This window comes from Enterococcus canintestini (assembly GCF_001885735.1).
GTDB classification, from domain to species: domain Bacteria; phylum Bacillota; class Bacilli; order Lactobacillales; family Enterococcaceae; genus Enterococcus_C; species Enterococcus_C canintestini.
This window is the reverse complement of the sequence record NZ_JXKG01000001.1, coordinates 1-13,834: the sequence shown is the minus strand read 5'-3', so window position 1 is coordinate 13,834 and position 13,834 is coordinate 1. Positions and strand designations below refer to the sequence as shown.

The following is a 13,834-nucleotide window of genomic DNA, read 5'->3' as shown; positions in this document are numbered from 1 at the left end:
TAGAGATGCAATTATCTTTTTACATTTCTTCGTGGTGCTTTTTTCCCAAAAGAAACTTCTTTAAAAGCACTGAAAAGAGCGGTATTATTTTTGGTTTTCTTTAAAAATTGAACAAATTGGTCGGTATATTCTAATGAATCACCTAGCATATTGTTCCGCAATTTCCATGTTTCTTCTAATTGTTCAGGTTTCATTAATAATTCTTCTTTACGTGTACCTGATTTTTTAATATCGATAGCTGGGAAAATACGACGTTCCGCTAGTTCCCGGGAAAGGTGTAACTCCATGTTCCCTGTTCCTTTGAACTCTTCATAAATGACATCGTCCATTCTACTGCCTGTATCGACTAAAGCAGTAGCTAAAATGGTTAAGCTGCCACCTTCTTCAATATTACGAGCTGCACCGAAAAATTTCTTTGGCTTATATAAAGCAGCCGGATCAATCCCCCCACTTAATGTCCGTCCACTTGGCGGTACTACTAAGTTATAAGCTCGTGCTAAACGGGTAATGGAGTCCATCAAAATAACAACATCTCGTTTGTCTTCTACTAAACGCATAGCACGTTCTAAGACAAGTTCAGATACACGGGTGTGATTTTGTGGTTGCAAATCAAATGTCGAAGATACAACATCGCCTTTAACACTACGTTCTAAATCAGTTACTTCTTCTGGGCGTTCATCAATTAGTAAAACAATTAGTTCTACGTCTGGATAATTGTCGGTGATGCCATTGGCGATTTCTTTTAAAATGCTTGTTTTACCTGCTTTTGGTGGAGCAACAATCAATCCTCGCTGGCCAAAACCAACTGGGGCAAAAATATCAATCATCCGCGTTGCCAAACGACCCGTTTTGGTTTCTAATTGAATTTGACGATCGGGATAAAGAGGAGTTAAAGCTGGAAAATGCGGACGTTCTTTTGCTTCTTCTGGATCTTTTCCATTCACGCTTTCAACATGCATCAAGCCATAATAACGTTCAGATTCTTTAGGGGGTCTGGCCTTACCGGCAACTTTGTCACCGTTACGTAGACCAAATCGGCGAATTTGTGATGAAGAAATGTAGATGTCTTCAGCACTAGGGCCATAATTAATAGGGCGTAAAAAGCCGTAACCGTCTTGACCGACAATATCTAAAACACCTTCCATATAAAAGAAGCCTTGCTTTTCAGCTTGAGCCCGAATGACTGCTAATGATAATTCCTTTTTATTCATTTGACTATAATAAGGAATTTTGAATTGTTTAGCATACTGATAAATCTCTTTTAAGGTGCTATTTTCTAGCTCCGCCATTGTTAAATAATCTTTTTTCATGCTTGATCCTCGCGTTCTGTTTCTATCATTTTAACATCGGCGCCTAGAGCTGTTAGTTTTTCAATAATATGATCATAGCCGCGCAAAATATATTCTACATTCATAATGGTAGTGGTACCTTCTGCCATTAAACCAGCAATTACAAGACATGCTCCCGCCCGTAAATCAGAAGCGATAACTTCAGCCCCATGTAATTGTTTTGGCCCATTTAAAATCATCATATTGCCTTCTATTTGCGCATCGGCGCCCATGCGCACAAGTTCTGGGATATGATTAATACGTTTGGAATAAATCGTATCGATAATTTCAGAAGTTCCGTTAGCTTTAATCAGTAGTGGTGTAATAGGTTGTTGCAAGTCAGTTGCAAAACCAGGATAAGGGTAAGTTTTGATGTGGACAGGATTCAATTTTTCAACTGGGAAGACTTCAATCGTATCTTCACTGATCTCCATTGGAACACCTAATTCTTCTAATTTGGCGATGTAACTTTCTAAATGCTCATAAATTACATTATGAACTTTAATTCCATTGCCACAAGCTGCCGCTAGCGCTAAATAAGTACCTGCTTCAATTCGGTCTGGGATAATTGCATGGCGACAGCCGTGTAATTCATCGACACCATCAATTCTAATTTCATTAGTTCCCGCTCCCCGAATTTTTGCCCCCATGTTATTTAACAAAGTAGCAACATCAATTATTTCAGGCTCTCGTGCTGCATTTTCAATAATTGTGCGACCTTTGGCTTTTACAGCTGCCAACATAACATTAATGGTTGCACCAATAGAAACCACATCCATAAAGATGCGTTCACCTTTTAACTCTTTATTTTTAGTCCGCAAATACATCGCGCCATGTTCATTAGTAACAGATGCCCCTAAAGCTTCAAAACCTTTGATATGTAAATCAATCGGACGTGGACCTAAATAACAGCCTCCAGGTAAGCCCACGACAGCTTCGCCAAATTTAGCTAATAAAGCGCCCATAAAATAATAAGAAGCCCGCAAACTATTGATTTTACCACTAGGCATTGGTATCGAGACGATTTCAGTTGGATCAATCGTCATTGTATTATTTTCAAATTGGACTTTGACGCCCATAACTTCTAAAATTTCCATTAACGAATGCACATCGTTAATATCAGGTACACCTTCTAAAACGACAGGTGAGTCTGCTAAAATTGCAGCCGGAATTAGTGCGACTGCGCTATTTTTGGCGCCACTAATTGTTACTTCACCTTGAAGTTTACGGCCACCATTAATGATGATTTTTTTCATAAAAGCCACCTATTCTTATTTTATTCACACTCGCTAATTTTAACACAGACGTGCTCTTTGCAAAAGAGTGGACCATTTAGCTTAAAAAGATTTATAAGAAAAAAGACACGCAAGTTTTCGTATCTTTTCCATAATAGATGATGGAAATGAATTCAAAAACGAACGTGTCTTTTACTTTTCTACAATTTATTTACTTTCAATTGTGCCAATAACATCATTGGCATTAACCTTTTGCAAGGCTACATCAAGCTGGGCTAACTCATTGCTATTGGTGCAAACTACCATAATATCGCTATCTTTTCCACTAGCTTTTACTTTAGCCAAATCCATTTTAGCTAACATTTGACCACGACCAACTTTTTGCCCTTCTGTTACAAAAACAGTAAATGGTTCACCTTTTAGACTGACAGTATCAATTCCCATGTGTACTAGGATCTCCAAGCCATTATCTGCTTTAATACCAACAGCATGTTTAGTTGGGAAAACACTTGTAATCGTACCAGCTACTGGTGTAAAAATAGCATCATCACTTGGCGTTACAGCAAATCCTTCACCCATCATTTTTTGTGAAAAGACATCATCACTAACTTTTGTAATATCTTTTACAGTACCATTACTAATCGCAAAAATGTCTTGTTTTTTAGTCATTGTTTTTGCAACTGGTACTTCTTTTTTCACAGTTGTATTTGACACACCGCCTTGATGTAAACGAGTCATTTCATCTGCGACAAATTGTACTTCTGTCCCAACGATAACTTGAATATTTTTATCATCGATTACTTTAACCCCAGGCATACCCGTACGTTTAATTTTCCCTTGATCCACTGTACCAGTATCTTTTACCTGTAAACGCAAACGCGTCGTACAATTATCAATCGAAGTAACATTTGCCGCACCGCCCAAGGCATTGTAGATTTGGTTTGCAATTGTAGCAAACTTATCATCTCCAGCAGCCACAAATTGATCAATATCTTCTGTCGCTTCTTCTTCATCTTCTTCACGGCCAGGTGTCATCAAGTTAAATTTCTTAATCACAAACATAAATGTTACATAATATACAACTGCCATAATTAAACCTAAGACAATTAACATATATGGTTTATTAGCAATTGGAACGCGTAAACTCAAGAAAAAGTCAATGAATCCTGCGCTAAAATTAAAGCCCGCTGTCCAATGAAAAGTTGCTGCGATAAACATTGAGATCCCAGTTAAAGCTGCATGAACCACATACAAAGGCCATGCCACAAACATAAATGAAAATTCTAGGGGCTCTGTTACACCTGTAAAAAATGATGCAAAAGCGGCAGCAACCATTAATGATGCAGTAACTTTTTTCTTTTCAGGTTTAGCGCATTGATAAATTGCCAATGCACCAGCAGGTAAACCAAACATCATAACTGGGAAAAATCCAGCTTGATACATCCCTGTAATTCCTTTTGTTCCTTCACTTGCCCAGAATTTACCAATATCATCAATTCCTGCTAAGTTAAACCAAAATACGTTGTTTAAAGCATGGTGTAACCCAGTTGGAATCAATAAACGGTTAAAGAAGCCATAAAGCCCTGCCCCAATTGGTCCCATGCTTGAAATCATTTCACCAAAAGCAACGAGTGCATTATAAACCGGTGGCCAAATAAAAATTAATAATGCGGAAATAATTGCCATTAAACCGGCTGTCACGATTGGAACTGCTCTTTTACCACTGAAAAAAGATAATGCCATTGGTAATTTCACACTGCTAAAGCGATTGTACATTGCCCCTGCTACTAAGCCGGCTAAAATACCAATAAAGACATTTTTATTATTAATTGCACCAAAGGCGACGTTTACTTTTTCAACATCAACTTTAGTAAACAAAGCAACAGCATTACTATTGACTAATGTCATAGGTGTCAAAAATGCCACTAACCCGGCTAGTGCAGCAGCACCATCTTTATCTTTTGACATCCCATAAGCTAGACCGACTGCAAATAAAATTCCCAAGTTGTCTAAAATTGTGCCACCTGCTTTAATTAAAAAAGCAGCTAAAATATTGTTGCCACCCCAGCCACTAGGGTCAATCCAGTAACCAATTCCCATAAAAAGTGCAGCTACGGGTAAAGTTGCGACTGGTAGCATTAAAGAACGCCCAATTCGTTGTAAATATGCTTTCATTATTATTTCTCCTCTTCTTTTTGAGCTACTCGTTTCAATCTTTCAATGTGAATCGCAATATAGCCTAATTCTTCACTAGAAGTTGCCAACTGATAGCGCTTAATCAGCATTACTCTAACTTTTTTGGCAATTTCATAACTCTCTGGATATTTTTCTCGAACCATTTCAACAATCTCATCATCTAAAACGGCATATTGTTGTTTTTGATAACGTTGCAGTAATAAACGTAAGTGATTGGCTAAACGAGAATAATTAAGTGCCATCGCTTCTGCATACAGATCAATTTGCAATTCGGCTGCAATTAGATTCATGATTTCTGAAACGATTGTAACCTCACGAATACTACGATGATTATTTCTTTCGCCGTTTCGTGCACTGTGTAAATGAATTGCAATATAACCAGCTTCATCATAGCTATAAGGAATTTCAAGCTGACTATTTAAATAATCCACTGCCCATTGTGCAATGCCAAATTCCTCTTTATGCAAGACCTCAATCTCTTTTAAAAGTTTATTGCGTACAATAATACCGTTACTAATGTTTTCGGCACTAAATGCCAAATGATCTGTTAATGCAATTAAAACGTGTTCGTTTAATTTTTCCATCAAAACCATTTCAGCATGATTGACAATGTGTTCAGCTGCAAACAAAAATTTTTCGTCAATTTGATTTAGCAAATTTTGCAATTTCATCTGCGTATCTGGTTCCATCACAAACATTCGCTCGACTTCTTTTGCAAAGACAAGATCATTTTTCTTCTTGTTAAAACCAATCCCTTTTCCAATTGCAACTTTTTCTTGACCGTCGTCATCGATTAAGACTGCATTTTGATTCAATAACTTTTTAACTTTCATAGTTCACCTCTGCAGATTTTAGAAAGTATTTTTGTAACTAAAAAATAAAAAAGACGTGAAAAAACCAGCTTCAACATATTCCCTGAAGCAAGCCTTTTCCACGCCTAGTATTATCTAGTCACATGAAATAATATTATTTACATTCGTCATTTTAAAGAAAACGTTCGCAAAAGTCAATATTAATTTTCAATATTCTGACCATAAAAATTAGAAAAGAGAATTTAATTGGCGACATCCACTTTTTCAACTAGCAAACTGGCTATTATAAAGATCAGCGTAAAAAGCCCCTTTTTGCATTAAGCTAGTATGACTGCCTTGTTCAATAATCGCCCCATCTTTCATCACCAAAATTAAATCAGCATTTTTAATCGTTGAGAGACGGTGGGCAATCACAAAACTCGTACGTTCTGCCGTTAAGCGATCCATTGCTTGTTGAATCATTTCTTCTGTTCTGGTATCGACACTTGAAGTCGCTTCATCCAAAATCAATAGTTGTGGGTTAGCTAGAATTGCCCGAGCAATTGTTAATAGCTGTTGTTGTCCTTGCGAGATTTGACTGCCATCGGTTGAAATTATCGTGTCATAACCATCAGGTAAAGTTAAGATAAAGTGGTGACATTGCGCCGCTTTTGCCGCAGCAATAATTTCAGCCCGACTAGCATTTGGTTTCCCATAGGCAATATTTTCTGCCACCGTTCCTTCAAATAACCACGTATCTTGCAAGACCATCCCGAATTTTTGGCGAATCTCTCCTCTTAAAAAATGGCGAATATTTTTTCCATCTATTTCAATTTGCCCTTTGGTTAATTCATAAAAACGCATCAATAAATTAATCATCGTTGTTTTTCCTGCGCCGGTTGGTCCTACAATGGCTACCATTTGCTTTGGCTTAACAAAAAAATTAACATCTTCCATTAACAATTTATCTTTTGTATAGCCAAAAGAGACGTGTTTAAAGGCTACTTCTCCTTTTATCTGGTGTGGAACAGCAACATTTAACTCATTTTCTTTTTCTTCAGGTAAATCAATGATTTCAAAGATGCGCTCCAAAGCGGCAAAAGCACTTTGCAGGCTATTAATCACATAAGAAACTTGCGTAATTGGTTCAGAAACTTGGTTAACATATTGCAAATAAGCTTGCACTAACCCGATTGATAACTGACCGTTAATGACCATTAAGCCACCAACAACTGCACTCGTTACAAAGCCTAGTTGATTAATTAGTCGAATCAATGGATTAATCGCAAAACTGACAAATTGCGCTTTTTTAAACGCCTGAAACTGTGCTTCATTTAGTTCATCTAAGTCTGCTTTTATTTGCTGTTGGCGATTATAAGCTTTAATAACTAAATTTCCCGAGTACGTCTCTTCAGCTTTTGTTCCAACCGCACCTAACGCTGCTTGATTTTCTGAAAAATAATCTTGATTTTTTTGTGCTAAAAATTTCGTTAGCGCTAAGCTAAGTAATAAAATCATCACAATTCCCAAGGTCAGTAGTGGACTAAGATAAATCATAATACCAAGGCCTGTGATAATAGATAAGATTGCAGAAATCATCTGCATCAATCCCACTTGTAAAACTTCAGATACCTTATCTAAATCAAGGGTCGCCCGTGTTAAAATATCACCGGTTTGATATTGATCAAAAAATTTGATTGGTAAATGATTCAGCTTCTGGGTCAACTGTTTTCGTAATCGTAGCGTTAAAGTTTCTGCCACGCTAGCCATCGTGTATTCTTGTAAAAGTGAGAAAAGGGCAATACCACCCCATGCTAAAAACAATAATAAGACTGGCTGCCACAATACATGTACTAAATTAGCTGTCGTTATTTCACCAGCACGTAACAAGGCAACAATAGCATCTAATCCCCAGCCTAGAATTAAAGGTGTAGTTGCCATTAATACCGCAAAGAAAATAGCAGAAATAACAATAATAACAAAACGGTGCTTTTGCTCTAGTAACAAACGAAATAGTCGATGACCAGTTTTTTTGAGATCTTGTGGCATTTCATTACTTCTTTTGTCAAACTGCTTTGTGCTCATGTTTTTCCTCCATTCCCTGGGATTTAGCAAATTCTTGATATACGCTACAAGTTGCCAGTAACGTTTCATGACTACCTTGCCCCACAATTTTACCTTCATCTAATACAATGATTTGATCGGCATCTTTAATCGTCGCAAGACGTTGCGCTACAATCACAATTGCGGCATCTTTCAAATATGTTTTTAACGCTTGCCGTAATTTTGCGTCGGTTTGATAATCCAGTGCTGAAAAACTATCATCAAAAAAATATACATCTGCCGGTTTTATAAGCGCACGGGCAATGCTAAGACGTTGTTTTTGACCACCAGAAAAGTTATTGCCTTTTTGCGCCACAAAAGCATTATATCCTTCAGGTAACGACTGAATAAACGCTTCTGCCTGGGCGACTTCTGCGGCCTTTTTGATTTCCTTTTCAGTCGCATTAGGATTGCCAAAAAGAAAGTTATCTAAAATCGTACCACTAAATAAGAAAGCCTTTTGGGGCACATAACTGATTTTTTGCCGCAGTGCTTCTTGGGTAACATTTTTAATCGGTACGCCACCAAAAAGTATTTCACCTTCAGCAGTATCTTTAAAACGCAATAGTGCTTTTGCAATAGTACTTTTACCAGAGCCAGTGCCACCTACAATTGCAGTAACACCTTTACAGATATCAAAAGTAATATTAGCTAAAACTGGCTCTTCTGCACCACTATATGAAAAATCAACCTGTTTAAAAGAAACAACTGGCTTATCGTCTGCCAGAACAAACTGAGTTAAATCACCATCGACGACTTCTTCATTTACAGCTAAAACCTCGCCAATCCGTTCTAAAGAAGCGAGTGCTTTTGGTATCATCACAATTACCATTGCAGCCATCGTCAAAAACCATAGACTTAAAACCGTGTATTCACTAATTGCGGTTAAACTACCGATTGGCACTGTATTTTGGGTAACCAAGATACTACCAAACACTAATACTGCTGTCATGCCTAATCCCATCACCAAATTAACAGTCGGATTTAAAACGGCAAATAGTTTATTTACCCGAATCATTACAGCAGCATAACGGCTAAATGTGTCATCTGTGCGCTCTTTTTCATAACGGTTTTTGTTAAAGGCACGAATGACCCGCACACCGGTATAAAATTCACGCAAAACCTGCATCATTTTATCCATTCTTTGTTGCATCACATCTGCTAATGGAATAGCTTTTTTTATAACTAACAGTGCGATAAAAGAAAATAAAGTGATTGAGGCAATCGGGATCCACACAAATTGCCATGAAATCATACCTGTTAATCCAATTGAGGCAAGACAAATTAGTGGCGCTGGAATAATCATCTGAAAAACCATCATTAAAATTTGTTGAATATTAGTAATATCACTGGTTGTCCGCGCCAAAAGCGTTGGTGTCCCAAAGGCATCCATATCTGCTAACGATAGCTTTTGGGTTTTAGCGACTAATTTTTTTCTCAAAAAATAGCCAAAACGTCCCGCCAAAATGGCCGAGTAATAACTTGCTGCAATCGCAACTACTCCTGTCACAATTGCAATCACTAGCATTAACAAACCGTTTTGCCAAATGTTTGTTTGATTTTGCAGTAAAATTCCTTCATCGATAATTTTGGCAACATAATAAGGAATCATTAACGTTCCCACCGCTTGTCCAATCATTAAGATGAAGGTTATAAAAAATAGTTTACGGTACTCTTTAAAAAAAATCTTGAATAATTTCATCTTTTTTCCCTCCTTCTCCTGTGATAGGATAAACTGTAACGTAACGTTACAGTCAAGACCGAAAGGAAATTTTTTGATGAAAAAGTATTTAACTATCAGTGAAATGGCGAATTATGCTGGGATTAGTCGTCGCACTTTAATTTATTATGATCAAATTGACCTATTTAAACCGCAAAAAGTGGGAGAAAATGGCTATCGTTATTATGGTATTGACCAGTATTTTGAACTGGATGTGATTTTACTTTTAAAAAATCTCGATGTGCCCTTAGAAGAAATCGCTACTTTTTTGAAAAACCGTAATATCACAGCTGTATTGGCTGGCTTTAAAAGACAAAAAGAAAAAGTCGATGAAGAAATTAGCAAACTTAAGCGAATCCGTAACTCCCTTGATAGTTACATTACCCGCTATACTACCTTAAAAAATTTTGATTTAGAATCAATCACCTACGCCTACAGAAAAGCAGAATCTTTTGTGGTCTCTGATTTAATTGAGAAATTTGATGATATTGATTCTCTAGAAGTTTACGGTCGTTTTTATAATTCCGTCGATAGTAGTGATCTGTTTAGTGGTTATCCCATTGGCTTTTTAGTAGATGGTGCAGCTTTTTATGAAGAAAATTTTCATGCCGCTCCATATCGTGCGCTAGTGAAAATTCCCAGTGAACGTCTGCATCTTTACAAACAACAGCGAATTGTAACCCGCCCTGCTGGTTATTATGTTTCAGGTTTTATAAAAGATGAAATTCATCAGATTAATATTTTTAATAATCGTTTTCGCAGTTATTTAAAAGAAAATAATTTAGTTTTAAATGGGGATATTTGGGAACTATTGTGGCAAGATGAAGCCGCTTCGCAAAATCCTGAAGATCAAATTTTTGAAGTTTTAATTCCGGTTAAAAACAAATTGGCAAAAGAAAAAGAAGATTGAAATGAAGTAGTAAAAAAGTAATTAGAAGACAAAAAAACTTCAGACTAAATAGTCTGAAGTTTAAAAGTTTAATCAAATTAAGCTTTGTTAGCTGAACCGAACCAGTCAATGTGTTCTTCAGCATCTTTAACGATTGCAGCTTTACCTGGTGCTAATAATTTACGAGGGTCAAAGCCTTTACCTTCTTTATCTTTGCCAGCTTCGATGTATTCACGAGTTGCTTTTGCAAATGATAATTGGAATTCAGTATTAACGTTAACTTTAGAAATACCCATTGAGATAGCTTTTTGGATTTGTTCTTTTGGAATACCAGAACCGCCGTGTAATACTAATGGTACGTCATGACCAACAGCATCTGCGATTTCTTGTAAGTGGTCAAATGCAAGACCTTGCCAGTTTTCTGGGTAAACACCGTGGATGTTACCAATACCACATGCTAAGTAGTCGATACCTGTAGCAACCATTTGTTTACATTCTTCAATGTCAGCTAATTCGCCAGCACCGATGATTCCGTCTTCTTCACCACCAATTGAACCAACTTCACATTCAACTGAGATACCTTTAGCGTGTGCTTTTGCTACAACGTCTTTAGCTAATTTCAAGTTTTCTTCAAATGGTAAATGAGAACCATCGAACATAACTGAAGTATAGCCAGCTTCGATACATGCTAAAGCAGCTTCGTAGTCACCGTGGTCTAAGTGGATTGCAACTGGAACTGTAATGTTCATTGATTCAACTAAGTCGTTGATCATGTTAACAGCTAATTTGTAACCACCCATGTATTTTGCTGCACCCATTGAAGTTTGGATTAAGACAGGTGCTTTTTTAGCTTCTGCTGCTTCCAAAATTGCTTGAGTCCATTCTAAGTTGTTTGTGTTGTAACCGCCGACAGCGTAACCACCTTTACGGGCTGCTTTTAGAAATTCTGCTGCTGATACTACTGGCATAAAAAATTCCTCCTAAGTTTTGATAAACTTTATTTGTTAGGCATATCCTAACCAACGCTACCATTTTAGCAAATATTTCTGGCTATTACCACTAAAATGACGGATTAATTCTTTCATAAAAAGATTGCACAAATTTAAATAGCGCCTGTTTTCAATAATTTTTCTGAAAAACTTTGTTATATTCCCCTTTGTAATTGCTTTTTTCTTCCAAAAGATAACAAAGATAATTTTTCGTTTCTGCAAATTATTTCACAGACTTTTTTTAATTTTCAGCCCTAAATCTTAAAGAAAATCAAAAAGACACCTGAAATTAGGATGGAAAACTACTCTTTTGAAGAAAAGAATATCTTCACAACTTATTTCAGGTGTTCATTTTAATAATTTAATTATTTGTTACTACCAAAATATTATTGGTTTTCCAAAGCTGCTCCCACAAAAGCTTTAATTAATTGTTGTGGGCGCGTTGGACGAGAAATCAATTCAGGATGGAACTGACAACCAACAAAGAATTTTTTATCTGGTAATTCAACAATTTCAACTAAACGATTGTCTGGTGAAACACCGGAGAAGACTAAGCCTTCTGCTTCAAACATTTCACGATATTTGTTGTTAAATTCATAACGATGGCGATGACGTTCTTGCACTACTTCTTCATTTCCATAAGCAGCTGCTGTTTTAGTTCCTTTTTTCAACTTACATGGGTACAAACCTAAACGTAAAGTTCCGCCCATATTCTCAATATTTTCTTGATCTGCCATTAAATCGATAATATTGTTCGGTGTATCTGGATCTGTTTCTGCTGAATTAGCATCTTTTAAGCCAACTACATTACGTGCAAATTCTACACAAGCCATTTGCATACCTAAACAAATACCTAAAAATGGCACATCATTTTCTCGGGCATAACGAATTGCTTCAATTTTCCCTTCAACCCCGCGATCACCAAATCCACCGGGAACTAAGATACCATCTGCGTCTTTTAACACTTCAGCAACATTTTCTTTATTAACATCTGCCGATTGAATCCAATCAATAGCAATATCAGAATCAAAAGCAAAACCAGCATGTTTTAAGGCTTCTACAACAGAGATGTACGCATCTGGCAGTTCGACATATTTTCCGACTAAAGCAATGCGGGTAGTTTTCTTTAGATTTAGTACTTTTTCTTCTAAAGCTTGCCATTCTGTCATATCCGCTTCTGGTACATCTAATTTCAAGTGTTCACATACAATTTGATCCATTTTTTGTGCTTGTAAAGCTAAAGGAATTGAATATAAAGTTTCTACATCACGAGATTCAATCACAGCTTCTGGTGCCACATCACAAAATTGTGCTAATTTATTTTTGGTACTTTGAGAAACAGGTTGTTCTGTTCGCACAACTAAAATATTGGGTTGAATACCTAACCCACGCAATTCTTTGACACTATGTTGTGTTGGTTTAGTTTTCATTTCACCAGCAGCTTTTAAATACGGAATTAACGTGGTGTGAATATACATGACATTATCAGAACCAACATCTGCTTTCATTTGACGTAATGCTTCTAAAAATGGTAAAGATTCAATATCACCTACAGTACCACCGACTTCTGTAATGATTACATCAGAATCAGTAAGTTTAGCTGCACGCATAATTTTTTCTTTAATTTCATTAGTGATATGAGGAATAACTTGAACAGTTGCTCCTAAGTATTCACCTTTACGTTCTTTGCGTAAAACTTCAGAATAAATTTTACCTGTTGTAACATTTGAGTATTTGTTTAAGTTAATGTCAATAAAACGTTCATAGTGACCAAGGTCCAAATCCGTTTCAGCCCCGTCATCTGTTACAAAAACTTCTCCATGTTGATAAGGGCTCATTGTACCAGGATCGACATTGATGTAAGGATCAAATTTTTGAATCGTCACCTTTAAACCACGATTTTTCAATAGACGTCCTAACGAAGCGGCTACAATACCTTTACCAATCGACGACACAACGCCACCGGTTACAAAAATATATTTTGTCATTAATTAAAAACTCCTTCTATATTTTTTTACAGGAAAAGCTTCTGTAAAATAAAAGAAGCTCCCTATCCAAATTGAATAGGGAGCATATTTTCCAGAACTTTGACCCTAGTAATTAGGGTGCCCAAGTAGGATATTACAATCTCTACTATCTTTTGTCAACAACTCATTTTTATAAAAGGCTTTCATCTTAAGAAATAATTTAATCCCTTAGCGGTCATTCCAAAAGCACTTCTTATAAAGAGTAACTACACTTGCTTTTATCGCTTTAAGTAATAAAAAATTTCTTCAAACGAGTTAATTTGGGCTCTTTTTAAATCGTTTGAACATTTTTTGTAATTTAAACCAGTTGTAGTTTCCTATTTTTATAGCCAGTATAGTCTGCCACGTGTAGCAGCTCTTTAGCATTTTTAACCCGATCTTCAGCCGGTGGTTCAATTCCTTCTAAAGGATATTTTAATCCCATTTCCTGCCATTTGTATTTGCCCATCGTATGATACGGTAAGATTTCTACCTTATCGACATTTTGTAAAGTTTGAATAAAAGCATCTAAACGAATCAAATATTCGTCATAATCGCTTCGATGCGGGACTAACAC

General features: G+C 36.5%; 9 protein-coding genes and 1 pseudogene. 1 reads left to right on the top strand and 9 read right to left on the bottom strand.

All coding sequences use genetic code 11. From position 1 onward, the window contains the following. Positions 1-11: 11 nt before the first annotated feature. From rho to RU96_RS00025, 6 genes are all read right to left on the bottom strand, one after another. On the bottom strand, positions 12-1,310 hold the full coding sequence (gene rho, locus RU96_RS00050; protein ID WP_071863513.1) for a transcription termination factor Rho: 1,299 nt from the start codon (positions 1,308-1,310) through the stop codon (positions 12-14). After that, complete coding sequence (murA, locus tag RU96_RS00045) at positions 1,307-2,584, bottom strand: UDP-N-acetylglucosamine 1-carboxyvinyltransferase (protein WP_071863512.1); 1,278 nt, start codon at positions 2,582-2,584, stop codon at positions 1,307-1,309. Before murA ends, rho begins: the two co-directional genes overlap by 4 nt. Before the next feature lie 186 nt (positions 2,585-2,770). Continuing rightward, a complete protein-coding gene (gene nagE, locus RU96_RS00040) occupies positions 2,771-4,738 on the bottom strand; it encodes an N-acetylglucosamine-specific PTS transporter subunit IIBC (RefSeq protein ID WP_071863511.1) in 1,968 nt (655 codons plus the stop codon). Positions 4,739-4,740: 2 nt separating this feature from the next. Further along, positions 4,741-5,592: a PRD domain-containing protein gene (locus RU96_RS00035; protein WP_071863510.1), complete on the bottom strand. Its 852-nt coding sequence runs from the start codon at positions 5,590-5,592 to the stop codon at positions 4,741-4,743. A gap of 243 nt (positions 5,593-5,835) precedes the next feature. Continuing rightward, positions 5,836-7,635 carry an ABC transporter ATP-binding protein gene (locus RU96_RS00030; protein ID WP_071863509.1) on the bottom strand — a complete coding sequence of 600 codons (1,800 nt, stop codon included), beginning with the start codon at positions 7,633-7,635 and terminating at the stop codon, positions 5,836-5,838. Beyond that, positions 7,616-9,355, bottom strand: coding sequence for an ABC transporter ATP-binding protein (locus tag RU96_RS00025; protein WP_071863508.1), 1,740 nt, complete (start codon positions 9,353-9,355; stop codon positions 7,616-7,618). The genes RU96_RS00030 and RU96_RS00025 overlap by 20 nt, the downstream gene beginning before the upstream one ends. 76 nt (positions 9,356-9,431) lie before the next feature. Between RU96_RS00025 and RU96_RS00020 the strand changes: the two genes are divergently transcribed. Continuing rightward, the gene (locus tag RU96_RS00020) at positions 9,432-10,283 is read left to right on the top strand and encodes a MerR family transcriptional regulator (RefSeq protein WP_071863507.1); all 852 of its coding nucleotides are present in this window, start codon (positions 9,432-9,434) and stop codon (positions 10,281-10,283) included. 77 nt (positions 10,284-10,360) lie between these two features. Here the strand turns inward: RU96_RS00020 and RU96_RS00015 are convergent, their stop codons facing one another. The 3 genes and pseudogenes from RU96_RS00015 to pflA all read right to left on the bottom strand — a co-directional run. Then, complete coding sequence (locus tag RU96_RS00015; RefSeq protein WP_071863506.1) at positions 10,361-11,230, bottom strand: class II fructose-bisphosphate aldolase; 870 nt, start codon at positions 11,228-11,230, stop codon at positions 10,361-10,363. Positions 11,231-11,637: 407 nt separating this feature from the next. Next, entirely contained in the window at positions 11,638-13,239 is a 1,602-nt protein-coding gene (gene pyrG / locus RU96_RS00010) for a CTP synthase (RefSeq protein ID WP_071863505.1), read from the bottom strand. 337 nt (positions 13,240-13,576) lie between these two features. After that, positions 13,577-13,834: pseudogene (pflA, locus tag RU96_RS00005) on the bottom strand (pyruvate formate lyase 1-activating protein); the annotation flags it as partial.